17 protein-coding genes are annotated in these 23,050 nt (G+C 69.7%); 10 read left to right on the top strand and 7 right to left on the bottom strand.

The annotated features are described in order from the left end of the window. Positions 1 to 97: 97 nt before the first annotated feature. The 5 genes from KUV67_06290 (at position 98) to KUV67_06270 (ending at position 5,078) form a co-directional block, all read left to right on the top strand. Positions 98 to 1,090 carry a CPBP family intramembrane metalloprotease gene (locus KUV67_06290; GenBank protein MBY6204482.1) on the top strand — a complete coding sequence of 331 codons (993 nt, stop codon included), beginning with the start codon at positions 98 to 100 and terminating at the stop codon, positions 1,088 to 1,090. A gap of 61 nt (positions 1,091 to 1,151) precedes the next feature. Next, a complete protein-coding gene (rsmG, locus tag KUV67_06285; GenBank protein ID MBY6204481.1) occupies positions 1,152 to 1,814 on the top strand; it encodes a 16S rRNA (guanine(527)-N(7))-methyltransferase RsmG in 663 nt (220 codons plus the stop codon). Positions 1,815 to 1,925: 111 nt separating this feature from the next. After that, positions 1,926 to 2,702, top strand: coding sequence for a ParA family protein (locus KUV67_06280; protein MBY6204480.1), 777 nt, complete (start codon positions 1,926 to 1,928; stop codon positions 2,700 to 2,702). 4 nt (positions 2,703 to 2,706) lie between these two features. Then, positions 2,707 to 3,597: a ParB/RepB/Spo0J family partition protein gene (locus tag KUV67_06275; protein ID MBY6204479.1), complete on the top strand. Its 891-nt coding sequence runs from the start codon at positions 2,707 to 2,709 to the stop codon at positions 3,595 to 3,597. Further along, positions 3,594 to 5,078 (top strand): hypothetical protein, encoded by a 1,485-nt coding sequence (locus tag KUV67_06270; protein MBY6204478.1) that lies wholly within the window; start codon positions 3,594 to 3,596, stop codon positions 5,076 to 5,078. Before KUV67_06275 ends, KUV67_06270 begins: the two co-directional genes overlap by 4 nt. Here KUV67_06270 and KUV67_06265 read toward each other — a convergent pair. The 7 genes from KUV67_06265 to KUV67_06235 form a co-directional block, all read right to left on the bottom strand. Further along, positions 5,067 to 6,395: a hypothetical protein gene (locus tag KUV67_06265; GenBank protein ID MBY6204477.1), complete on the bottom strand. Its 1,329-nt coding sequence runs from the start codon at positions 6,393 to 6,395 to the stop codon at positions 5,067 to 5,069. The genes KUV67_06270 and KUV67_06265 overlap by 12 nt on opposite strands. Positions 6,396 to 6,452: 57 nt before the next feature. After that, positions 6,453 to 7,841: a sigma-54 dependent transcriptional regulator gene (locus KUV67_06260; protein MBY6204476.1), complete on the bottom strand. Its 1,389-nt coding sequence runs from the start codon at positions 7,839 to 7,841 to the stop codon at positions 6,453 to 6,455. Between the two features lie 93 nt (positions 7,842 to 7,934). Further along, positions 7,935 to 10,373, bottom strand: a complete 2,439-nt coding sequence (locus KUV67_06255; protein ID MBY6204475.1) for an ABC transporter permease — start codon at positions 10,371 to 10,373, stop codon at positions 7,935 to 7,937. 28 nt (positions 10,374 to 10,401) lie between these two features. After that, on the bottom strand, positions 10,402 to 12,906 hold the full coding sequence (locus tag KUV67_06250; GenBank protein MBY6204474.1) for an ABC transporter permease: 2,505 nt from the start codon (positions 12,904 to 12,906) through the stop codon (positions 10,402 to 10,404). Positions 12,907 to 12,956: 50 nt separating this feature from the next. Beyond that, positions 12,957 to 13,736, bottom strand: a complete 780-nt coding sequence (locus KUV67_06245; GenBank protein ID MBY6204473.1) for an ABC transporter ATP-binding protein — start codon at positions 13,734 to 13,736, stop codon at positions 12,957 to 12,959. A 260-nt stretch (positions 13,737 to 13,996) separates the two neighbouring features. Continuing rightward, positions 13,997 to 15,250 carry an efflux RND transporter periplasmic adaptor subunit gene (locus tag KUV67_06240; protein MBY6204472.1) on the bottom strand — a complete coding sequence of 418 codons (1,254 nt, stop codon included), beginning with the start codon at positions 15,248 to 15,250 and terminating at the stop codon, positions 13,997 to 13,999. 183 nt (positions 15,251 to 15,433) lie between these two features. Next, the gene (locus tag KUV67_06235) at positions 15,434 to 16,312 is read right to left on the bottom strand and encodes a sterol desaturase family protein (protein ID MBY6204471.1); all 879 of its coding nucleotides are present in this window, start codon (positions 16,310 to 16,312) and stop codon (positions 15,434 to 15,436) included. A gap of 300 nt (positions 16,313 to 16,612) precedes the next feature. Here KUV67_06235 and KUV67_06230 point away from each other — a divergent pair, with 300 nt between their 5' ends. The 5 genes from KUV67_06230 (at position 16,613) to KUV67_06210 (ending at position 23,046) form a co-directional block, all read left to right on the top strand. Next, a complete protein-coding gene (locus KUV67_06230; protein MBY6204470.1) occupies positions 16,613 to 17,383 on the top strand; it encodes a hypothetical protein in 771 nt (256 codons plus the stop codon). Further along, positions 17,373 to 18,212: a GAF domain-containing protein gene (locus KUV67_06225; GenBank protein ID MBY6204469.1), complete on the top strand. Its 840-nt coding sequence runs from the start codon at positions 17,373 to 17,375 to the stop codon at positions 18,210 to 18,212. Before KUV67_06230 ends, KUV67_06225 begins: the two co-directional genes overlap by 11 nt. A gap of 100 nt (positions 18,213 to 18,312) precedes the next feature. Continuing rightward, complete coding sequence (locus KUV67_06220; GenBank protein ID MBY6204468.1) at positions 18,313 to 21,624, top strand: protein kinase; 3,312 nt, start codon at positions 18,313 to 18,315, stop codon at positions 21,622 to 21,624. Beyond that, complete coding sequence (locus KUV67_06215) at positions 21,614 to 22,402, top strand: sensor histidine kinase (GenBank protein MBY6204467.1); 789 nt, start codon at positions 21,614 to 21,616, stop codon at positions 22,400 to 22,402. Before KUV67_06220 ends, KUV67_06215 begins: the two co-directional genes overlap by 11 nt. A 5-nt stretch (positions 22,403 to 22,407) precedes the next feature. Beyond that, on the top strand, positions 22,408 to 23,046 hold the full coding sequence (locus KUV67_06210) for a response regulator transcription factor (protein ID MBY6204466.1): 639 nt from the start codon (positions 22,408 to 22,410) through the stop codon (positions 23,044 to 23,046). Positions 23,047 to 23,050: the final 4 nt, after the last annotated feature.

The following is a 23,050-nucleotide window of genomic DNA, read 5'->3' as shown; positions in this document are numbered from 1 at the left end:
GGATCGGAAGTTTTCCTACAGCCCTCGTCCGATTTCCTACTACCGGCCGGGTAATCTGCCGATGGTACTTTCGCGATGAGCACGCCAGGCTTGGGGGATGAGTTGCTCGACGGATCGCGCAGTTCGCGCCGGCATCGCTGCCCGGCCCGATGGACGAAGGGGGCCGTTCGATCGGCTGAAGGCGAGCGCGCCCTTCGGCCAGGCGCTGCTGATCGGGTTGCTGACGATGCTCGCGTCCGGTGCGCTGCTGGTCTTGACCACTCCGTTTGCGGAGCACTACCGCGTTCTGCTTGACGACGAGCGGGCCGTTGCTGTGCGCGATGTGCAGCCGGAACTCCGGGCGGTCGCGGGCTGGGCGTCCGCGGAGTCTCACTGCGCCGTGCAGCGCCCCGGTCCCGACGAGCCCGCCGACTGGATCGTCGATTGCCGCTTCCCCGGGCCCGAGGACATCGCCCCGTTGCGAGACGCGCTGCCGGACGGCCTTGAACTGCGCGGCTATCACCTGACCATGGAGTTTCCCGACACCTTCGCGCCGGCGTCCCTGCCGGCCGCGATCTCCCTGTTGATGCCGCTGGCGGTGGGGCTGCTGCTTCTGCGCGGCCCGTCCTGGCGCGAGGATGCGTCACGCGCCGCTGCGTTCCTCCGCCGACGGCCATGGGTGCCGTTGCTGACTCCCTTGCTGGCCTTCGTCTCGCTGCCGCTCTTCTCCGCAGCGCTGCCCGAAGGCCGGCCCGTCGCGCCCGAGGCCGTGTCCGCGCTGTTTCCGCCGATGATCCTGATCTCCTTCGTGATCGCCGCGCCGGTTCTCGAGGAGGCCCTCTTCCGACATTGGGCCTACCGCCGCACCGTGGATCGGCTGCCGATCCTGTGGGTCGCGGTCGGTTCGACCTGGTGCTTCATGCTGCTGCACGCGTTCAATCCGCAGGTCGCGTGGACCTGGGCCTATCTGCCGACCGTGTTCGTGATCGGCCTCGGCCTGTTCTGGATCCGCCACCGGTCGGGCTCGATCCTGCTGACGATCGGCTGCCACGCGCTGCACAACCTTCTGGCCGTGATCGGGCTGTTGACGGCCTTCGCCGCGATGGACTGAGCGCGACGCTCCGCCGGCGTGGCGGTTTACACTCCGCGCAGTTCCCCTCGACGCCTGATGCATGCCTGACCGGACCGCCGCCGCGTTCGACGCCGACGCCATCCTCGACCGTCTGCAACGGGGAGCCTCTGCACTGGGCCAGACGATCCCGGATCCGATCCGCGACCGCCTGGTCGCCTACCTGGCCGAACTGGTGCGCTGGAACGCGGCCTACAACCTGACGGCACTCAAGGACCCGCTCGAGATGGTGGACCGCCACCTGGTCGACAGCCTGAGCCTGCGCCCCCATCTGGAGGGCAGCCGCATCCTCGACGCCGGCACGGGCGCCGGGCTTCCCGGCCTGGTGCTGGCGATCGCCGAGCCCGACCGGCGATTCGTGCTGGTCGACAGCAACGGCAAGAAGGTGCGTTTCCTACGCCACGTGCAGCGTTCGCTGGGCCTGACCAACGTCGAAGCCGTGCACGGCCGGCTCGAGGCGCTCGACCTCGACCCGCCGCCCGATGAACTGACCGCGCGCGCCCTGGCGCCGCTGCCGCGGCTGGTCGAATGGCTCGCGCCGTGGATCGACGCCGGCGCGCCGCTGAAGGCGATGAAGGCCGACCTCGACCCGGCCGAACGCGACGGACTGCCCGACGGGTACTCGCTGGAGCTCCGCCCGCTGGCCTGGCCGGGGCAGTCGGCGGCGCGCACGCTGGCCGTGGTCCGGCGCCGTTCGCGACAGTGACCGCAAGGCCGGGCACGTGGACGCCGCAAGCCCGTGAAACCGCGGCACCGCCGTGCTTACAATGAGCGGCCCGCAGCGGGCGGGGCCGGACCGGCCAGGAGAACCACCGACGTGACCACATCGACGCGCATTCTCGCGATCGCCAACCAGAAGGGCGGGGTCGGCAAGACCACGACCGCGCTGAACCTGGCGGCCGGACTGAGCGCCCTGAAACGCAGGGTGCTGCTCATCGACCTCGACCCCCAGGGCAACTGCACCACCGGCCTCGGGGTGGACCTGGCCGACGACCAGCCGACCGTCGGCGACGTGCTGACCGGCGCCTGCACCCTCGGCGACGCCATCGTGCGGCCGCAGAGCGTGGCCCTGGACCTGGTCCCGGCCAGCGGCGACCTGACCGCCGCCGAGGTCGAGCTGATGGAGCGCGACGATCGCGCCGGCGCGCTGGCCGCTGCGCTCGCCGACGCCACCAGCCGCTATCACGACGTGATCATCGACTGCCCGCCGGCCCTGAACGTGCTGACCCTCAACGCGCTGACCGCGGCCGACCGGGTGATGATCCCGATGCAGTGCGAGTACTACGCGCTGGAGGGCCTGAGCGCCCTGGTCGACACGATCGAACAGATCCAGGCCTCGGTGAACCCGGACCTCGAGATCGAGGGACTGGTCCGGACCATGTACGACATCCGCAACAACCTGTCGGCCGCGGTCGGCCGGCAGCTGGCCGAGAATTTCGGCGACAAGCTCTACAACACCATCGTTCCGCGCAACGTCCGCGTCGCCGAGTCGCCGAGCTACGGCGAGTCGGTGCTGACCTACGACCCGGAGTCGCGCGGCGCCCTGGCCTACCGCGGACTGGCCGGAGAGTACGTCCGTCGCATGGGAGTCTGACTGCATGGCCACCCGCAAGAAAGCCCCCCTGGGCAAGAACCTGAACGCGCTGCTGGGCAAGTCCCGCAGCGCCCATGCCGCCGGCAAGGGCACCACGACCGACGTCCACGCCGACGGCGAGCTGAAGAAGCTGCCGATCGAGCAGATCCGGCCCGGCGAGTATCAGCCGCGCACCGGCATGGACCCGGACCGGCTCGAGGAGCTGGCCGATTCGATCCGCGCCCAGGGCGTGGTCCAGCCGGTCGTGGTGCGTTCGCTCGGCGCCGGCAAGGGCTACGAACTGATCGCCGGCGAGCGACGCTGGCGCGCCTCCCAGAAGGCCGGCCTGCTGGAGATTCCGGCGGTCATCCGCGACGTGCCGGACGAAGTCACGCTGGCCATGGCGCTGATCGAGAACATCCAGCGCGAGAACCTCAACCCGATCGAGGAGGCCACGGCACTCGGTCGCCTGATCGAGGAGTTCGAGCTGACCCACGAACAGGCCGCGGCCAACGTCGGGCGCTCGCGGGCGTCGGTCAGCAACCTCCTGCGACTCCTGGACCTCGAGCCGAAGGTCCGCGAGATGGTCGACGCGAAGAAGATCGACATGGGCCATGCCCGGGCGCTGCTCGCGCTGTCGGGCAGCGTGCAGGTCGAAGCCGCCCGGCGGGTCGCCAACCTCGGCTTGTCGGTGCGCGAGACCGAGGCACTGGTCAAGCGGATGAAGGACGGCGGCGGCGCGAAGAAGCCGAAGCCCAGGCCCGATCCGGACATCCAGCGCCTGGAGCGGGAGCTGACCGAGACGCTGTGCGCGCCGGTCGCGGTCCGCCATTCGTCCTCGGGCAAGGGCCAGGTGACGATCAAGTACACGAGCCTCGACGAACTCGACGGGCTGCTGGAGCGGTTTCGCAAATGACCCGTGCCCGTCGCCTCGGGCGATGGGGGGCGATTCCGGCAGCCCTGCTTGCGGCAGCGGTCCAGGCGGCCGATTTCCACGTCGCGATCGACGGCAGCAACGCCGGCGGCGACGGCAGCCCCGGCAACCCCTGGGCCACGATCGATTACGCGATCGACCAGGCGGCCTCCGGCGATCGAATCCTGGTCGGCCCCGGCACCTACAACGGGCGCTCCCGCCTGGACCGCGAGTTCGATCCGCCGGTCACCATTCTTGCCGAACCCCGCTACCAGGCACGACTTCAGCACGACGGTGGCGCGGCGATCGTCGTCTTCACCGGTCGCAACATCATCGTGGAAGGCTTCGAGATCACCCACGCGCCGAACAATACCGGGGCGCTGGTGGTCCAGGTCCAGGACCTGCTCGGCGCCTTCAACGGCAGCAACGGCGGCACCGATCCGGTGGTCTCCGGCATCGTGTTCCGTGACAACATCATCCACACCAGCACGAACAACGACCTGCTGAAGATCAACAACGGCGCCGAGGATGTCCTCGTCCAGGGCAACCTGTTCTACGACCAGTCCGGCAGCGACGAGCACATCGACATCAACAGCGTGATCGGCGTGACGGTCGAGGACAACGTGTTCTTCAACACCGCGGCCCGGCCCGATACCAGCTCCTTCATCGTGGTCAAGGACAGCAACGGGACCAGCGACACGGTGCAGGGGGTGCAGGACGTGACCATCCGCCGCAACGTGTTCCTGAACTGGAACGGCAACACCGGCCAGTCCTTCGTCCGCTTCGGCGAGGACAGCACGGCGTTCTTCGAGACCGACGGCGCGGTGGTCGAGAACAACCTGATGCTCGGCAATTCGGCGGACCGGATGCGGACCTCGCTGACGATCCAGGGCTCGAACGACATCGTGGTGAGAAACAACACGGTGGTCGGCAACCTTCCGTCGAGCAGCTTTGCCGGCCGCCTGATCGCGCTCGGTCCGAATCCGCCGAACGCGAACCTCGTCCTGACCCAGAATCTCTGGTCGGATCCGACCGGCACGATGGGCGGCGAGGCCTTCAACGGGGTCGACCTGTTCGATGCGCCGGCCGGCCAGACCGCGTCGGCGCTGCTCGAGGCGAACCTCTATTTCAATGGCGGCAATCCGATTCCGACCGATGCCGGCCAGGCGCTCCGATTCGCCGACGACGCCAGCCCGGTGGTTGGCGATCCGCTGCTGCCGGACAACAGCGCGCTGACCCCGCCGACCTGGAACGGCGCCCAGTTCGCCGACGGCTCGACCACGATCCGCGAGGTGTTCCAGCGGTTGATCGAGAACTACGGTACGCCAGCGGCCGGCAGCGAGGCCATCGACGCCGGCGACCCGCTGCTGTCGAGCCCGGAGGACATCCTCGGCCGTCCCCGCGGCGGCCAGCCCGATCTCGGTGCGGTCGAGACCAACGGCATCGATCGCCTGTTCGCGGACGGGTTCGAATCAGGCCGGTAGACGAAGCCGGGCGACGCAGCCGGTCGCGTCGGTACGGTTCTCGAGCGACAACGAGCCCCCGTGCCCCTCGGCGATCTGCCGACACAGGACCAGGCCGACACCGGTGCCGCCGGGCTTGGTGGTGAAGAAGGGGACGAACAGGTTGTCCGGGTTGGCGATGCCCGGGCCGGTATCGAGCACGTCGATCACGATCGCGTCCGCATCCCTGCCGAGGCGCACCTCGACCGTGCCGTCGGTCTGGTCGGCCGCGTCATGGGCGTTCTTCAGCAGGTTGATCAACAGCTGCTCGATCTGGTCCGCGTCGATCTCGGCGGTCAGGCCGTCGCCGTGGATTGCCACGGTCCGCCGGTCGTCGAGGGCCGCGGCGCGCTCGATCAGCGGGCGCAGCGCGACCTGGCGCTTGTCCGGTGCGGGCAGCCGCGCGAGCATCGCGTAGGCGGCCATGAAGCGGCCCAGCGCTTCGGCGCGGTTGCCGATCACGTCGAGCGCGCTCGAGGCATCCTCGCGCCAGTCGTCGGGCAGCGGGTCGCGCGCCAGCAGGTTGGCCAGGGTGGTCGACATCGAGCGGATCGGCGCCAGCGAGTTGTTCAGCTCGTGCCCGATCACGCGGATCAGTCGCTGCCATGCGCGGCGCTCCTCTTCACGCAGGGCCCAGCTCAGGTCGGTGATCACCAGCAGTTCGTGGGCGATGCCCTCCTCGCGGAATCGTGCGCGCCGGATTTCCCACTGGCCGTGGCCGATCGGGAAGCGGTGCCGCACGGTCTGGCGGTCCGGACCGTCGAGAAACCCGGCCAGGCCGAGCGGCCCGGCCGGCACGCCGCGCAGCGATTCGGCCGTGCGGCCCAGCAGGCGCTCGCCGGCCGGGTTGACCAGCCGCACCCGGCCGGCGGCGTCGAAGGCGAACACGGCGATGTCGATCACGTCGATGACCTTGCCGAGCAGCGCGGAGGCTTCGCGCGCGCCGAGCCGTTCGATGCGCAGGTTCTCGGCCAGCTGGTTGACCTCGCGGACGACCTCGCCGAGCGAGTCCCGGAACCGCGCCCGCCGGCCGCGCAGGGAATAATCGCCCTCGCGGAGTGCTTCCATCAGGTTGCTGAGCGTCTGGAGGTGGTAGACCACGTGGCGGCGGGCCGCGAAGCCGAAGCCGAGCCAGCTGGTGGTGAGCAGCGTGACCAGCAGAGCGATCAGCGCGCCGTCGAGATCGGTCCCGTAGAGCAGGAACAGCACAAGGACCAGCGCCGGCAGGCCCCCGGCCAGGCAGAGCAGCAGCAGGCGGGTCTCGAACGCCATCCTGCGCGTGCCGTTCGACGGGCTCATCGCGTTCCGGTCATCTTCCGTTTTTCAGTCATGGTCCGCTTTCCAGTCCTGGTCCGCTCAGTCACCGAGGCCGTGCTTTTCGATCCTGCGATACAGCGCGCTGCGACTCAGCCCCAGGGCCGCGGCGGCCTGGTTGACGTTGCCGCCGCTTCGTTCGAGGGCGTTGCGGATCAGGATGCGCTCGGCATCGTCCAGCGTCATCCCGTCCAGCTCGCGGCTGTCCGACGGTCCACGGCGACCCGACGAGGGCGCCAGTTGAAGGTCGGCCGCTTCGATGCGCTCGCCGCGCGCAAGCAACACGGCGCGCTCGATGACGTGCATCAGTTCGCGGACGTTGCCCGGCCAGGGGTAGGTCTGCAGCGACTCCAGGGCCTCGCTCGATAACTCGGCCGGCGCATCGCGATAACGCTGCGAAAGGCGGCTCAGCGCCTGGCGGGCCAGGGGCAGGATGTCTTCGCGCCGCGCGCGCAGCGGCGGCAGGGCGATCTCGACCGTATTGATCCGGAACAGCAGGTCCTTGCGGAACTCGCCGGTTCGGCACATGGCGTCGAGATCGGCGTTGGTCGCGCTGACCAGGCGGACGTCGGCGGTGCGCGTGCGCGACGAGCCGACCGGTTCGTATTCGCCGGTCTCGAGCACGCGCAGCAGCTTGCCCTGCTGGCCGACCGGCACGTTGCCGATCTCGTCCAGGAACAGCGTGCCGCGATCGGCCAGCTCGAAGCGTCCCGCGCGATCGACGCTGGCGTCGGTGAACGCGCCCTTGACGTGACCGAACATCTCGCTTTCGTAGACCGCCTCGGCAACGCTGCCCATGTTGACGCTGATCATCGGCTGGTCGGCCCGCGCGGAATGCCGATGCAGCAGTCGGGCCACCATGCCCTTTCCGGTGCCCGCCTCGCCGGTGATCAGCACGGCCACGTCGGCCGGGGCGACGCGCAGCACGCGATCGACCACCTCGCGCATGGAAGGGGAATCGGCGATGAAATCCGGGTCGTCGACCTTCAGGAGATCGTTCTCGGCCGCCAGGCGACGCGAACGATGCAGCGCGCGGCCGAGCTCGACCTGGTTGCGAACGATGCTGAGCAGGCGGCGATTGTCCCAGGGCTTCTCGACGAAGTCCCGCGCGCCGCCACGCATCGCCTCGACGGCCACCTCGACCGACGCCCAGGCCGTCATCACGACCACCGGGAGGTCGGCGTCCAGCGTGTGGATCCGCCGCACCAGTTCGAGGCCTTCTTCGCCGGAGGTCGTGTCGCGCGTGTAGTTGAGATCGCACAGCACCGCGTCGTAATCGGCGTTCTCCAGGGCTTCCAGCGCGGCGGCCGGTGACTGGACCGGGTCGACGCGGAATCCCTCGGCCTTGAACAACAGGCGCAGCGCTTCGAGCACATCGCGCTGATCGTCGACGACCAGCAGCCGACCAGACGGGGCGCTTACCGAACTCATGTCGACCGGCTCATGACGTGTTGTCCCTGCTCGCAGCGCGCATGCCGGACGCATTATGCCCCGGGGATCGGCCCGGACGGTGGAAGCACCGCGTCATTCCTCGCGCAGGGCTTCGATCGGGTCGACCCGAGCGGCCCGCCAGGCCGGCAGCAGGCAGGCCACGGCGGCGACCGCGCCGAGGAACGCGACCACGCCGACCACGACCAGCGGATCGAAACGCGAGACGCCGTGCAGCTGGGCGCCGATCAGCCCCGACAGTGCCAGCGCCAGTGCGATCCCTGCGGCCAGCCCGATGGCGACCAGCGTGCCGCCCTGGCGAAGGACCAGGCGAAGGACGTCGCCGACCCGGGCGCCCAGCGCCATGCGCACGCCGAGCTCGCCGGTGCGTTGGCTGACCGAGTAGGCCAGCACGCCGTAGATGCCGACCGCCGAGAGCACCAGTGCGACGGCGGCGAACACCACCAGGAGCAGCATCGGCGCGCGCCGCGTCTGCAGCGAGAGATCGATCAGCTCCTCCATCGTGCGAACGCGGGTCAGGGGGAGATTCGGGTCGATCTCGGCGATCGCGGCGCGCAGGGGTTCGATCGCGGCCGACGGCGCCATCGACGTGCGCAGCACCAGCGACGGGCCGCTGAAGCTCCGGGTACCGAAGGGCAGGTAGTAGGTTTCCTTGGTCGGTTGCTCGTCGAGCCCGCCGTGGCGGACCGTGCCGACGACGCCGATGACCGTGTGCCACATCGGGTCCTCGTCGCCGCCGAGGCCGATGCGCTGTCCCACCGCTGTCGAGTCCGGAAAGTAGCGCTCCGCGAAGATCTCGTCGACCACGGCGATGCGGGCTTCCGGATCGTCGGACGCGTCGAAGACCCGGCCTTCGAGCACGGGAATCTCCATGGCCCGGAAGTAGCCGCCGTCGGCCATCCGGACCTGACCGTGCGGCTGGCTTTCGCCGGGCGCCGGTTCGTAGCCCTCGATCGTGTAGCTGGCCTGCGAGTTGCCGCCGGAGAACGGGGTGGTGCTGATCATGCCGGCGTGTTCGATGCCGGGCAGCCCCTCGGCCCGCTCGACCAGGTCGCGGCGCAGGTTGCGCACCGCGGCCGGTTCGCCGTACGGATCGTCGGGAAGCGAGAGCTGGGCGGTCAGCACGCCCTGCTGGGTGAAGCCGGGCGATTCCGACTGGACCGCGAGGAAGCTCCGGATCAGCAGGCCCGCGCCGACCAGCAGCATGGCCGCCACCGCGACCTGGGCCACCACCAGCAGGGCGCGAATGCGCTGCGAGCTGGTGCCCCCCGACGCGCTGCGGCCGCCTTCCTTGAGGACCTCCGCGGTCGATGTTCGCGCGGCCGTGAGCGCCGGTGCAATGCCGAACAGGATCCCCGTGAGCACCGCCGAGGCCAGCGCGAACAGCAGCACCGAGCCGTCCAGGTCGATGTCGAACAGCGTGTTGGTCGAGCCGAGGCCGGCCCAGAGCAGCAGCTGCAGGCCGAAATGCGCCACCGCAAGACCGGCCAGGCCGCCGAGCAGCGCGAGCAACAGGCTCTCGACCAGCAGCTGGCGGGTGATGCGTCGCTTGCCGGCACCGAGCGCCGTGCGCACCGAGAGTTCGCGGCGGCGCGCGGTCACCCGGGCCAGCATCAGGTTGGCCACGTTTGCGCAGGCGATCAGGAGGACCAGCGCGACGGCGACCTGCAGCAGCATCAGCGGGCCGCGCAACTCGCCGATCAGTTCGCTGCGGTAGTCGACCACGCGCCCGCCGAAACCGGCATTGGTCCAGAATTCGGCCACTCCGGCCGGCGCTCGCTCCTTGTTGAGTTCGTGAATGCGGTCGACCTGTTGCTGGGCCTGGTCGACCGTCGCGCCGGGAGCGAGGCGTCCGATCATGTTGGAGTACTCGGTGCCCCGCTCGTCGTCGCTCATCTGCTCGGGCGTGAACGCGAACGGAATCCACAGCCGGACCTGCTGGTTCGGAAAGACGAAGCCCGGCGGCATCACGCCGATCACCTCGAAGGTCTCCCCGTCCAGAACGAGGTCGCGGCCGACGACGTCCTCACGACCGCCGAACAGCTGCTGCCAGAGGCCGTGACTGAGCACGGCGACCCGATCGTTGCCGGGCTCGGCGTGCTCCTCCCCGAGCGCGCGGCCGATCGCCGGCGACACCCGGAGCACGTCGAACAGGCTGGGCGTGGTGCGCAGCGCGAGAAGGCGTTCCGGCCGACCCTGGCCGGTGAGGTTGGAGGCATCCCAGGTGTACATCGCGACCGCTTCGAAGGCCTCGGCCCGGTCGCGCCGGTCCAGGTAGTCGGGGATCGACACCCCGGCATTCGGCAGCCCCATTTTCGGGTAGGTGTTGTAGACCGCGACCAGCCGGTCCCCGTCCGGATACGGCAGCGGTTTCAGCATCAGTCCGTTGATCATGCTGAAGATCGCCGCGTTGGCGCCGATGCCCAGCGCCAGGGTCAGCACCACGGCGATCAGGAAGCCCGGGCGGCGAAGCAGCTGGCGGACGGCGTAGCGAAGGTCGTGGAGTACGTTCATCTCGATTCTCCCGGGTTGTTCGTACGGGTCATTCGTAGCGCAGGGCTTCGTTGGGGTGGATGCGGGCGGCGCGGCGCGCCGGGAGGTAGCCGGCAACGAAGGCCACCAGCGCCAGCACGAACACCGCGGACACCAGGACGGCCGGGTCGTAGGGCGAAAGCTCGTAGAGCAGGGAGGTCGCGAGCCGGCCGAGGGCCAGCGCCGCGACGATGCCGATGACCGCACCGATCGCGCCGAGCCGGGCGACCTGCGCCAGCACGCTGCGGGCCAGTCCGCCCGGGGCCGCGCCGAGCGCCATGCGCAGGCCGAGCTCGCGCGTTCGCTGGGTGACGGAATAGGAAAGCACGCCGTACAGGCCGATCGCGGCCAGCACGGTGGCCAGCAGCGCGAAGCCGGACGACAGCATGCCGACGAAGCGCTCGAGGAACACGTTGTCGCGGACCACGGTCTCCATCGAACTCAGGTTGTCGACCGGCAGGTTGGGGTCGAGTCGCGCAATCAGGTCACGGATCGACGGCATGACCTGCTCCGGCGGCAGCGCCGTGCGGGCGTAGAAGTTCATGAACGAGATGCCGTTGTTCATCCGGTTCGGCTGGTAGAGGATCGGCGTCATGCCGTCGCGCACGTTGGCGTATCGGCTGTCGCCGACCAGGCCGACGATCTCGATGTCGAGCTCTTCGGTCTGTCCGATGGCCATGCGCTTGCCGACCGCCGCGTTGCCGAGTCCGAACTGTTCGGCAAAGGCGCGGTTGACGATGGCGACGGGAGGCGCATCGTCCCGGTCGGAGGAGTCGAAGGTGCGGCCGTCCAGCAAGGGAATTCCGAAGGTCGGAAAGTAGTCCAGCCCGATATCGTTCATCGCGACGTTGGTGTTCACATCCGGGCCGTCTTCGAAGCCCTCGACCGAGACGTTGGTGGTCCAGTTGCTGTCCGAAAGCAGCGGGACCATCGACGAGGTCGCGCTCAGTACTCCGGGCAGGGCACCGAGCTCCTCCTCGACGCGCTCGTACAGCTGGCGGGCGCGCTCCATCGAATACCCGTTGCGAAGGGGGCCGATGCCGAAGGACACCATCGACTCGACCTGCATGCCGAGGTCGGCGTTCTGCAGCTTGTGCAGGCTCTTGATGAACAGGCCCGAGGTGATGAGCAGGGCCATGCCCAGCGCGATCTGGACCAGCACGAGCGAACTGCGGAAGCGCGCCAGCGCACGACCGCCGCCCGGCTGGCCCGCCTGTCCGCGCAGCACCGTGGCAGGCTGCACCCGCGCCGCGTGCAGCGCCGGAATCAGGCCGAACAGCAGCACGGCGATCATCGTGCAGGCCAACGCGCCGCCGATCACCGCCGGAGAAATCGACAACTCGACGGTGGCCAGGGCGAACGGCGGCAGCAGGCTGCCGATCAGGGCCAGTGTCACACCGGCGACCAGCAGGCCGGCCAGCCCACCCAGCACGGCCAGCACCACCGCTTCGGTCAGCAGCTGCAGGATCAGCCGGCCGCGACTGGCGCCGATCGACGACCGGACGGCCAATTCGCCGGAGCGTAACGCGCCGCGCAGCAGCATCAGGTTGGCCACGTTGACACAGGCGATCAGCAGCACGAAACCGGACACCGTCAGCAGCATGATCAGCGGCGCCAGGCTGTTCCGGCGCACGTCGCTCTGGCCGAGCTTGCCGTCTTCGAGCAGCAGCGGGCGCGACACGAACCGTTCGAGCGTTTCCGGGCGCATCTCCTGCAGCGGGCCTTCGACCTCGTCCAGAATCGAGCGGTAGCGGGTCTGCAGCACTTCTGCCGCGCGCTCGACCGACACGTCCGGCGCCAAGCGGCCGAACAGGTAGACCCAGTAGCTGCGTCGGTCGTCGTGGTCCGGGGGCAGCCGCGGCTGCAGCAGCCAGCGGAGGGTGATCGGCACGTAGACGTCGGGCGCATTGCCCAGCGTGGTTCCACGGAATCCGATCGGTGCGACGCCGACGACCTCGAGGCTCTGGCCGTTGACGATCAGCGTCTGGCCGACGATGTCCGGGTTGCCGCCCAGCTCGTTGAGCCAATAGCGGTGGCCCAGCACCACCACGCGGTGCTCGCCCAGGGCCCGGTCGTCGGCCTCGTTCAGCAATCTCCCCATCAACGGCTGGATACCCAGCGTCGGAAAGTAGCTGCCGGTCACCTGCAGACCGAAGCCACTGGTGGTCGTTCCATCGAAGGAGAAGTTGGCGCCGAAACCGCGATGCCCGGCCAGCCCGGTCAGTACGCCGTCGACTTGCTGGAGGTCGCGCATCATCGGGTAGCTGAACGTGTACTCGCTGCCCCCGGGCGTCGACGACGAGAGCGACCCGCTCTTCGGCCCCGGCGACGAGAGGTTGACCAGGCGTTCCGGCGCCGGCACTTCGATCGGTGCGATCAGCATCTGGTGGAACAGAGAGAAGATCGCGGCGTTGGCACCGATGCCCAGGGCCAGCGTGACGATCACGGCCAGCGAGAAGGCCGGGCGCTTGGACAGCTGGCGAAGGGCGCGGGTGAAGTCGGTCAGGAACGGCATGGTCGGGCTCCGGTGGCGTTCGGATCGGGCGACGGGTCGGGGCGCTGCGATCAGGCGTCGGGCGCCGCGGCGGCCGGCCTGCGGGAAGCGATCTGCTGCTCGATGCGCTGTTCCTCTTCGCGGCGCAGGCGATCCAGCGTTTCCTCGTCGACCACGCGACCGTCGAACAGGTGGATCTTGCGCTGGGCGAATTCGGCATAGCGCGGATCGTGGGTGACCATGCAGATCGTCGAGCCGGCGCGATGCAGTTCGTCGAGCAGCGCCATCACCGCCTCGCCGTTGCGCGAGTCGAGGTTGCCGGTCGGTTCGTCGGCGAGCAGGATGGCCGGCTTTCCGACCAGGGCACGGGCGACCGCGACGCGCTGCTGCTGACCGCCGGACAGCTGGGCCGGATAGTGCTGCAGGCGATGGGCCATGCCGACCCGTTCCAGCGCCTCGACCACGCGCTCCCGGCGTTCGGCCTTGGCGATGCCGTCGCGGTAGGTCAGCGGCAGTTCGACGTTCTCGTAGACGGTCAGGTCGCCGATCAGGTTGAAGGCCTGGAAGATGAAGCCGATCTCGCGGTTGCGAACCCGCGCGCGATCCGCCGCGCTGAGCGACTGGACCGGCGTGCCGTTGAGCGTGTACTCGCCGTTGGTCGCGGTATCGAGGAGGCCGAGGATCGACAGCAAAGTCGACTTGCCGCAGCCCGACGGTCCGGAGATCGACACGTACTCGCCTTCGCGGACATCGAGGTGGATGCCGCCGAGCGCGTGCGTCTCGACCTCGTCGGTCAGGAACACCTTGGTGATGTCCTCGAGGTGGATCAGGGCGTTGGATGAGTCAGTCATGGTTGGCTCCGGGTTGGTCGTTGATACGGTTTCAGTGGGGTGGACAAGGGTTCAGGGACTAGGGGTAAGGGACTAGTGACCAAGGGCTGGTCGTCCGGATCGGTGAGGCACTCGCCCCTTTCCCCTTTTCCCTTTCTCATCACTTCCCGATCCAGCGCAGGATCGCGACGCCGGGCAGGAAGACGGCCCAGGCGGCGTGGCGGCAGGCCAGGCAGACCAGGGTGTCGAGCAGTTGAAAGAGTTCGAGCAACATCGGTCGCTCACTGCAGCCGGATGCGGTCGTGGTCGTCCCACGCCGAGGTGTCGGACAGGATGATGCGGTCGCCGAGGTCCAGGCCCTGGCGGATCTCGATCACGTTGACGGAACTGCGGCCGAGCTCGACCGGCACCCGGACCGCGGTCTCGTCGTCCGCGTCGATGCGGAACAGGCGCACGGTGGACTCGGGCTGACCGTAGGCCGGGCGCCCGACGTAGAGGACGTCGTCGAGGCGCTCGATCAGGATCGTGCCGTCGACCGAGAGGTCGGGCCGCGCGCCGGCCGGCAGGTCGCCGGTCAGGTCCACGTCGACCTGCACGGTGCCGTTGGCGACGCGCGGATCGATCCGGACGACCTCGCCGGCAATGACGCCATTGCGCGTGTCGACCTCGACCGCCTGGCCCAGCTGGATGTCCTTGGCCTGGGTCTCGGGAATCCGCAGCTCGGCCAGCAGCGTATCGGGCCGGGCGACCCGCGCGATGTTCTCGCCCGGTGCCAGCCGCTGGCCGGCTTCCACCCTGAGCTCCTGCAGCACGCCAGCGATCCCGGCGGTCACGTCCAGCGAGGCCAGTTGGGCTTCGCGATAGTCCGCCAGCGTCTCGAGTTGCTCGATCCGCGCGCGAGCCGCCCGCAGCTGCGCGTCGACCGAGTCCTGGAACTGCGCGACGCGCTCCTGCTCGATCGCCAGACGCTCTTCGAGCTGGTTGGCGGTCAGCACGCTGCGCTGGTACTGGATGCGCGGCAGGATGTTCTTCTCGAGCAACTGCGCCTCGGCCTCGACCTGCAGGCGGGCGCTTTCCGACTCGGCGCGAATCTGCGCCAGCGTCGAGCGCTGGTCCAGCACCTGGCCCTGCAGCCGGACCTGCAGCGCGGCGTAGTCGGCCTCGGCGGCGACCACCTCCGAGCGGGCCTCGAGGACCTGCTGGGCCAGGGTCGGGTTGCTCATCTCGACCAGCACGGTATCGGGTTCGACGGCCGCACCCGGCTTGACCAGGACCCGGTCGACGCGGGCCTCGGTCGTCGCGGCGATCCACCGGATCTCGCGCGGCGCCAGCACGCCCGGTCCGCGGACCTGGCGCAGCATTTCGCCGCGCTTGACCGTATCGGTCCAGACCGTGGCGCGGTCGACGGCCGGAGCGGCCGGCTCGAGCCGGGCCAGCGCGACCACGGCGACCAGCACGGCGACGACGGCCACGCTGATCCAGGCGATGCGCTTGATGCGCTTGCGTCGTGCGAGTTCGGGGCGTGCGATGTCCATGCCCCGGATATCCAATTCGCGTGCCAATCCGCCTTGGCCGGGATCAAGTGGCTGATGTGCCGACGAATTAAGGAGCGGCGGTCGGCGCCGAAGCGGCCCCGATACCCGCCCGATCGTCCGCTTGCGGGACGGGCCGTCCCGAAATCGGACACTCGGGTCGGAGCGGGTCGCCCGGTCCTGCTCTCAGTCGCGCGCCCGCCGGAACGGCCGAAGCACGTGATCCAACAGGGTCGGCGGCTCGGGATCGAGGCCGGTGCGTTCGGCGGCGCGGCCGTCATAGGTGCCGAACAGCCGGTCCCAGAGGATGGCGGTGCACGCGTAGTTGCTCTCGCGCTCGCCGGCGTCGATCGAGTGATGGAGCCGATGGTGGCCGGGCTGGGTCACGATCCACTCCAGCCCCGGCGTGTGCAGGTCGAGGTTGGCGTGCGCCAGAAGCGCGATCGAGGCGATCAGCACGGTGCTTGCGGCAACGACCTGGCCGTCGACGCCGAACAGCGCCGCCGCCACGGCCATCGGAACGGCGAGGAAGAACAGCTCCAGCGGGTGGGTCAGCACCGCGTGGTAGGAATTGAGCGCGTGGAAGGAATGGTGCACGCCGTGACCGCTGATCCGCCACAGCCCGTTCCAGCGGTGGCAGGCACGGTGCAACCCGTAATTCAGGCCGTCGGCGAGCAGGTAGAGAAGGACGGCCTGGACGCTCCAGTGCAGCGCGTCCGGCCACAGCGCCCCCGGCCCGCTTCCGGCGATCGGCGCGAACGCCGGGCGCAGCGCCTGCTCGTAGACCGCACCGAGCACGCCGAGTGCCGCGGCGAGCACGAGCCCGGTCAGTACGGCGATGGCTCGACGGGACAGGGTCGGACGCTCGGCAGGTCGCAGGGGCACGATGTGTTCGAGCGCGCCGACCACCCCGACCAGCGCCAGCCAGGACAGGCCGATGGCCGCCTCGTCGGCCCCGAGGGCGAGCCACAGCGCCAGCGTGCCGAGCAGCAGCAGCGGTTGGCCCGCGGCCGAGGCCAGCGCTCGAATCGGTGAATCGGGTTCCTGCGGAAGGCTCGCTGGCATGTCCGGTCGTTCCTGGTGGGTTTCGCGCGTACGCAACCGGCCACATGGAAGGCGATCCGCGCGCCTTCGCAGCCTACCCCAACGCCACGCCCGGCGGGCCGATCCGGAGGCCGATCCGGCGGGTCGGGCAAGGGATTCCCCGGCCTCGCCTGAGGGATTTCCCCGGTTTGCGCCGGGTCGTGAGACTTGCTAGGTTAAGAGAACTTCGTACCGGCGGATTCCGCTCGAGAGTTTCGAACCATGCGCCGATCCTTCCCTACCGCCACGCTTCTTCTAGCGCTTGTCGCCCTTTGCGGGCCGGTGAAGGCCCAGACCGTCGACCTCGCGATCGAAGGCAACGAGGCCTTCGCGGAGATCGAGTTGGCAGGAATCGCTTCGGCCGAACTGACGCTTCGTTTCGAAGACGCCGTCGGGCTCAGCGAAGAGAATCTCGGGATCTCGGTCACGCAGATCGACCCGCTTTCCCTCAGCCTTCTGGACCGGCTGCCCGCAGGTTCGTCGCTGAGCCTCCCCGCGGCCTTCCCGCTGATGATCACGATCCATCCCCCCTCGACCGGTGGCCTCAGCTTCGAGGGCATGGCCGAGGTCGAGCTCTACACCACGGCACTGCACTACACACCGAACACGCCGCTGCGCCTGTTCAAGAGCTCGAACGGCGCGACCTTCCGCGACATCACCGCCGAGACCAGCGCCGGCAGCTACCGGGTGCGCGGGAACGGCGGGGAGTGGTCCGACTTCCTGATCGTCGCCGACACGCGCAGCGTGGACCAGACCGTCGACGGCAAGTTCGCCGAGCTCCAGTCCGCGCTGTCCGCCGCGTCCGGCGATCTCGACACATCGACCTTCGACGCGCTCCAGGACCGGCTCGACGACGCCTATGCCGCGTGGCTGGCCGACGATGTTTCGCGGGCCATCCAGGACCTCGTCGGGTTCGAGAACGCGGTTCGCGCGGCGGCCGACGACGGCCTCGTGCCGAACGTCTGGCGCTCGGCGCGCGATCTCGACAACCACGACGGACTGCTGCGCGCCCGGTCCGAGACGCTTCGCTACAGCCTCGGTCTTGCAGGATAGTTCGACCCGGGCCGGCGGGTCCGGAATCACGCTCACCGCGTTCCTCCCGGGCCGACCCGGCCGATCGCTCCGGCTGGAGCGTGACCGTTCGTACACCCTGGGCCGGTCGCCCGGCGCCGACCTCACGCTGGATCACGCCGGCGTATCGCGGGTCCACCTGGTCATCGAGCCGGTGGCCTCCGGCTGGCAGGTGACCGATCAGGTCAGCAAGAACGGAACCCGTCTCGACGGCCGGCCGATCGACCGGGCGCTGCTCTCCTCCACTGCCTGGCTCGAAGTCGGTGGCGTTCCGGTTCTCTGTGATTTTTCCACCGCGCCCGCAGACCCGCCGCTGGCCGGCCGGGACGCGGCAGCGGAGCACCGTACCGATCCCCCGGCGGGTCCGTCGCGCGACGACACGCTGGACCGTTCCCTGTCGGAGGTCGTCCGCCTGTCGGGCTGCGAGCGCGCGGGCCTGTGGCTGGCCGACGCCTCCGGTGAGCCCCGGCTGGCGTCCGGAACAACGGTCTTCGATCCGCCGCCGAGCCTGACCGCGATCCGCAACGCCTTCGAACGCGGTGCCTGCGAATACTGCTCCGACACCGACGGCGCGCGCGCGCTGGCCTCCAGCGGGAGCATCGCCCGAAGCGGTATTCGCGCACTCGTGGCGATTCCGGTCGTCCGCGACGCGTCGGTCATCGCCGTGGTCTATGCAGACAGTCTTGCGCCCGGAAAGCTCTTCACCGAACACGATGCAGCGCTGCTCGAAGCCGCCGCCCGGCAGCTGGCGCTGGTCGTGGACTCCAGCCGGATTCGGGCCACGATCGATTCGCTCCGCCGCGATCTCTGACCGGCGTCGCGGCGTCCTGCCGCTTGATCGGTCGATGCCTTTGACAGTACCGTGAGATCGTTGGCCCGATTGGTAGCGCGGTGACTGGAGAATTCGCTCGATGGCGGACGAGGACGACGCGCGACAGATCGATACCCGGACGATGACCGGCGCCCGCCGGATGCTGCCGAAGGGCACCGTGATCGCGGGACGCTATCGAATCCTCGATGTGCTCGGCGCCGGAGGCATGGGTGTGGTCTATCGCGCCCGGGACCAGGCCCTGGAGACGGACGTCGCGCTGAAGGTCCTGGCCGACCGCCTGGCGGAGGAGCCCGTCGCACTCGAGCGATTCCGTCGCGAGATCCGGCTCGCGCGTCAGATCACGCATCCGAACGTGGTGCGTATCCACGACCTCGGCACCGACGGCGACCTGGTCTTCATGACCATGGACCTGGTGCCGGGGCGCACCCTGGTCGATCGCCTGGCCGAGGGCCCCCTCCCGGCCGATCGGGCGATCGCGATCGCGATCCAGCTCGCCGGCGCGCTCGCCGAGGCGCATCGCCACGAGATCGTCCACCGCGACCTGAAGCCTTCCAATGTCCTGATCGACGACAGCGGCCGGGCCTGGCTGACCGACTTCGGGATCGCACGCGCGCTCGACCAGGAGCAGCTCACCGAGGCCGGAACGGCGATCGGAACCGTGGCCTACATGGCGCCGGAGCAGGTGCGTGGCGAAGCGGTCGACGGACGGGCGGACCTCTACGCGCTGGGTCTCCTGGTCTGGGAAATGATCACCGGGCGGGTCCCCTTGAAGGGGGAGACCCGGGACGAGACCGTGGCCGGGCGCCTGCGGCCGACGCTGCCGAACTCACTGGGTGGCGACGACGCGGTTCCGCGCGGCGTCCGGCGCCTGCTGCGCCGCGTGCTGGCGCCGCGACCGGACGATCGACCGGCCACTGCCGAGTCCTTCGTCGAGGACCTGGAAAGAGGTCGATCGAGGATGAACTGGCGCCGGTCCCTGCGGCGGACCGCCGCGATCGGACTTTTCGTGGGTGCGGTGGTCGCCGCGGTGCTGGTCCTGCCGGACTGGATGCGGCCGGCGACGCCCGAGGCCGAGGCCGCGCCCCGGGTGGTGGTGCTGCCGGTCGCCAACGGGACCGGCAGTGAAGCCTTCGACTGGGCGCGTAGCGGGCTGTCCGAGGCGATCGCCGGTCGCCTCGCCGAGAATCCCAAGCTGTCGCTGGTCGAACCGCTCCGGGTCCGGCGGACGCTGGCGGACCTTCGCTTGCCGGTCGAGGACATCGATCGCGAGCGACTGGGGCGGGTCGCCGAACTGCTCGGCGCCGACTGGGTGATCCAGTCGCTGCTGCTCGGAAGCCCGGCCCGGCTCCGCCTGCAGGTCGCGATCTTCGATCCGGCCGGAGCGAATTCGACCGACCTGCAGCTGGACACGGTGCCGGACGAGATTCTCTCCGCTGCGGATCGGGCGGCCCGGCGCTTCGTCGATCACCTGCGCGTCCCGGTCGAGCGGGACGCCCCGCTGCCGCAGGTGTCAAGTGATCCGGGAGCCCTCGCGGCGTTCGATTCGGGCATCGATGCGCTCGCCGGCGGCAACCACCAGCGCGCGCTGGAAGCGCTTCGCCGCGCCGTCGAGGTCGACCCCGGCTTCGGCCGGGCCTGGGTGCGCCTGGCCGAGGCGGCTGCAGCCGCGGGGCTCTACGACGAGGCGGTCGCGGCCGCCGGAACGGCGGCGGAGCTGCTCGCCGGCCGCGGCGGACGCGCGGAGGCCTGGGCCGAGGCTCGCTACCTGGCCCTGGCCGGACGGACCGAATCGGCGATCGAGCGATTCCAGCGGTTGGTTGATGCCTATCCGGGCGATGCCGACGCGCAGCTGGCCCTGGCCGAGCTGCTGGCCGACGACGGCCGGATCGCCGATGCCGCGCGGTGGGCCGAGCAGGTCACGGTCGCCGACGCGAACCATCCCCGGGCGTGGTTCCTGCTCGGCAAGTTCGCCGTGATGGCCGGCGACGTTAGACGCGCCGCCGACGAGTATTTCGTCAAGGCGCTGGTCATCCAGAATCGCATCGGCGACGCCGAGGGCCGGGCGGAAGTACTCAACGGCTTGGGCATCGCCCACGAGCGTCTCGGAGAACTCGACGTTGCCGTCGACTATTACCGGGAGGCGGCCGAACTCCGCGCCCAGGCCGGCGACCGGCGGGGGCATTCGGCCAGCCTCTCGAACATCGCTCGCCTGAACATGATCCGGGGCCGCTACGAGCTGGCCCGGGAGTCGATCGAGCAGGCATTGCGCATTCGCGAGGAGATCGGCGACCTCGCCGGGATGGCGAGGACCTACAACGCCTTCGGTGCGCTGGAGGAAGAAGTCGGCGACTACGACGCCGCACGCGGCCACTACCGGGATTCCCTGCGCCTCCACGAGCAGCTCGGAAACGCGCTGGCGGCGGCGGGCCTGCGCACCAGCCTGGCCTTCATCCACCTGTTGCTCGGCGAATACGAAACCGCCGGCGTGTTCGTCGAGCGGGCGATCGAGCAGCAGGAGACCGCCGGGGACTCGCAGGGCCTGATGTCCAGCCTGCAGATCGCCGGCGAACTCGCCATCGTGCGCGGGGCCTGGGCCGACGCGGAAGCCCGACTGCTGAGGGCGCTGGAGATCGCCCGCGAGGTGGGCAACCCGTTCGGCGAGGCCACCGTTCACGGGTCGATCGGCCTGCTGGCCGGCTACCAGGGCCGGGTCGCGGCCGCCGAGCAGGCCTACGACGAGGCGATCGCGCTGCTCGAGCCCCTGGGCGATCGGCGCGGCCTGGCGGAATACCACCTGCGCTCGGCGGAGATGCTCGATTCGCTCGACCTCCTGGAGGGGGCCCGGGCTCGCTGGCAGCGTGCCCAGCAGGTCTTTGCCGATCAGGCCAACCTGTCGCAGCGCGCCCGGCTGGTGCGCATGCAGGCCGCCCTCGCGGCGGCGACAGGCGATGACGACGCGCCGGGCATGTACGACGAGGCCCTGCAGCTCGCGCGCGCCAGCGGCAGCGAGCCGACCGCACTCGGGGTCCGGATCAGCCGGCTGGACCGGCTCGGCGGCTCGCCCAGCGACTACCAGCAGCTGGTCCAGAGCGCCGACCGGCTCGGCCATGCCCCCATGCAACTCCAGGCGCTGGCCCTGCACGCGGCCCGCCTTGCCGACGCCGGCCGGTACGATGCCGCCGGGCAGACGGCGTCGCGCGGGCTTCGTCCGCCGCTCGCGCTCGAGGCCTGGTCGGGGAACTGGCAGTTGCACCAGGTCCTGGAGCGGGTCGCCGACGGCTCCCCGGGGGCCATCGACGGTCCGGCGCGTTCGCGGGAACTGCTCGCGGCCCTGGCAGGGCGGATGCCGCCGGCGCTGGCCAGGTCCTTCCGCGCGATGCATGACTTATGATCGACGCATGGCCCCGCTCCGGAATTTCTTCGCCCAGCGCCGCCATCGGCGCTCCGTGGAGGAGCGCGTCGATGCGCTGGTCCGGGAGAACGAGCGCTTGTTCGCCGAACTGGGCGCCGTGCAGCAGGAGTTCTCGCGGCTCGCGCGGAGCAGCTGGAAGGTGCAGGAAGACGAGCGCCGCCACCTGGCGTCGGAGCTGCACGATCACCTCGGCCAGATGCTGACCGCGCTGGTTCACCGCCTCGAGCGGCCCGACGCCGACCGGCCGGCCTGTGCCGAACTGGCTCGCCAGGCGCTGGAGGACACGCGAGAGCTGTCGCGGATCCTGCGGCCGCAGGTCCTCGACGACCTCGGCCTGGGTCCCGCGCTCGAATGGCTTGCGCGCCGCGCCGGGGAAACGGCGGGCATCGAGGTGGACGTGTCGATCGAATCGCTATCCGCGGGCGTGGACGATCCCGACCTCGAGTCGCTGCTGTTCCGGATCGCCCAGGAAGCTCTGAACAACGTCGTCAAGCACGCGCGCGCCGAACGCGTGCGAATCGCCCTGAGCCGATCCGGCGATCGCGTCGAACTTCGGATTCGCGACGACGGCGTGGGGTTCGCGCCCGATCGGCTCGACGCCGACGGCGAGCGCGGAATCGGCCTGACCGGCATGACCGACCGGGTCGGACTGTTCGGCGGCGATCTGACGATCGTCAGCGCGCCCGGGAAGGGCACGTCGATCACCGCGTCGGTCCGTCTCCAACCTTCGCCGAACCTCGAGGATCCCACCCCGTGAAGCCCATCCGTGTCCTGCTGGCCGACGATCACGCCATTGTCCGCGACGGCCTTAAGGCCATTCTCGAAGCCGACGACCTGTGCACCGTCGTGGCCGAGGCGGCCGACGGCGCAGAAGCGATCGAGCGTGCCGGAGAGACGCCGCTGGACCTGGCCATCGTCGATCTCAGCATGCCGCGCCTGAGCGGCCTCGAAGTCGTGCGCCGGCTGGCGGACACGATGCCGCACCTGCCGATCCTGATGCTCACCCACCACCACGAGCCGGAATATGTGCTTCCGCTGGTGCGGGCCGGTGCGCGCGGCTACCTGGTCAAGGACACGCCGGGTGCGGAACTGCGCAAGGCAGTCGAGTGCATCGCCGGCGGCGGCAGCCTGTTCGGTCCGCAGGCTGCGGCTGCGCTCGCGCGCGCCCAGCGTGACCCGAACGACCGCGAAGTCGACGACCCCTACGAGACCCTGACCGCGCGCGAACGCGAGGTCATGCAGCTGGTCTGCGAGGGCAGCAGCACCAAGGAAGTCGCCCGGACCCTCGGGATCGGTGTCAAGACCGCCGAGAACCATCGCAGCCGGGTGTTGCAGAAGCTGGACGTGCGGAATACCGCCGAACTGGTCCGGTATGCGGCGCGCCGCGGCCTGATCGACTGAGTCG

This window comes from Halomonas denitrificans (assembly GCA_019800895.1).
Taxonomy (GTDB): domain Bacteria; phylum Pseudomonadota; class Gammaproteobacteria; order Xanthomonadales; family Wenzhouxiangellaceae.
The sequence above is the reverse complement of the archived record's forward strand: the minus strand, read 5'-3'. Positions and strand labels throughout refer to the sequence as shown.

What these genes read in the sequence shown, in the direction of transcription:
- KUV67_06240 (MBY6204472.1), bottom strand. Translation starts at nt 15,250, where the DNA reads ATGGACATCGCACGCCCCGAACTCGCACGACGCAAGCGCATCAAGCGC.
- KUV67_06270 (MBY6204478.1), top strand. Translation starts at nt 3,594, where the DNA reads ATGACCCGTGCCCGTCGCCTCGGGCGATGGGGGGCGATTCCGGCAGCC.
- KUV67_06220 (MBY6204468.1), top strand. Translation starts at nt 18,313, where the DNA reads ATGGCGGACGAGGACGACGCGCGACAGATCGATACCCGGACGATGACC.
- rsmG (MBY6204481.1), top strand. Translation starts at nt 1,152, where the DNA reads ATGCCTGACCGGACCGCCGCCGCGTTCGACGCCGACGCCATCCTCGAC.
- KUV67_06275 (MBY6204479.1), top strand. Translation starts at nt 2,707, where the DNA reads ATGGCCACCCGCAAGAAAGCCCCCCTGGGCAAGAACCTGAACGCGCTG.
- KUV67_06215 (MBY6204467.1), top strand. Translation starts at nt 21,614, where the DNA reads ATGACTTATGATCGACGCATGGCCCCGCTCCGGAATTTCTTCGCCCAG.
- KUV67_06245 (MBY6204473.1), bottom strand. Translation starts at nt 13,736, where the DNA reads ATGACTGACTCATCCAACGCCCTGATCCACCTCGAGGACATCACCAAG.
- KUV67_06265 (MBY6204477.1), bottom strand. Translation starts at nt 6,395, where the DNA reads ATGAGCCCGTCGAACGGCACGCGCAGGATGGCGTTCGAGACCCGCCTG.
- KUV67_06235 (MBY6204471.1), bottom strand. Translation starts at nt 16,312, where the DNA reads ATGCCAGCGAGCCTTCCGCAGGAACCCGATTCACCGATTCGAGCGCTG.
- KUV67_06290 (MBY6204482.1), top strand. Translation starts at nt 98, where the DNA reads ATGAGTTGCTCGACGGATCGCGCAGTTCGCGCCGGCATCGCTGCCCGG.
- KUV67_06250 (MBY6204474.1), bottom strand. Translation starts at nt 12,906, where the DNA reads ATGCCGTTCCTGACCGACTTCACCCGCGCCCTTCGCCAGCTGTCCAAG.
- KUV67_06260 (MBY6204476.1), bottom strand. Translation starts at nt 7,841, where the DNA reads ATGAGTTCGGTAAGCGCCCCGTCTGGTCGGCTGCTGGTCGTCGACGAT.
- KUV67_06255 (MBY6204475.1), bottom strand. Translation starts at nt 10,373, where the DNA reads ATGAACGTACTCCACGACCTTCGCTACGCCGTCCGCCAGCTGCTTCGC.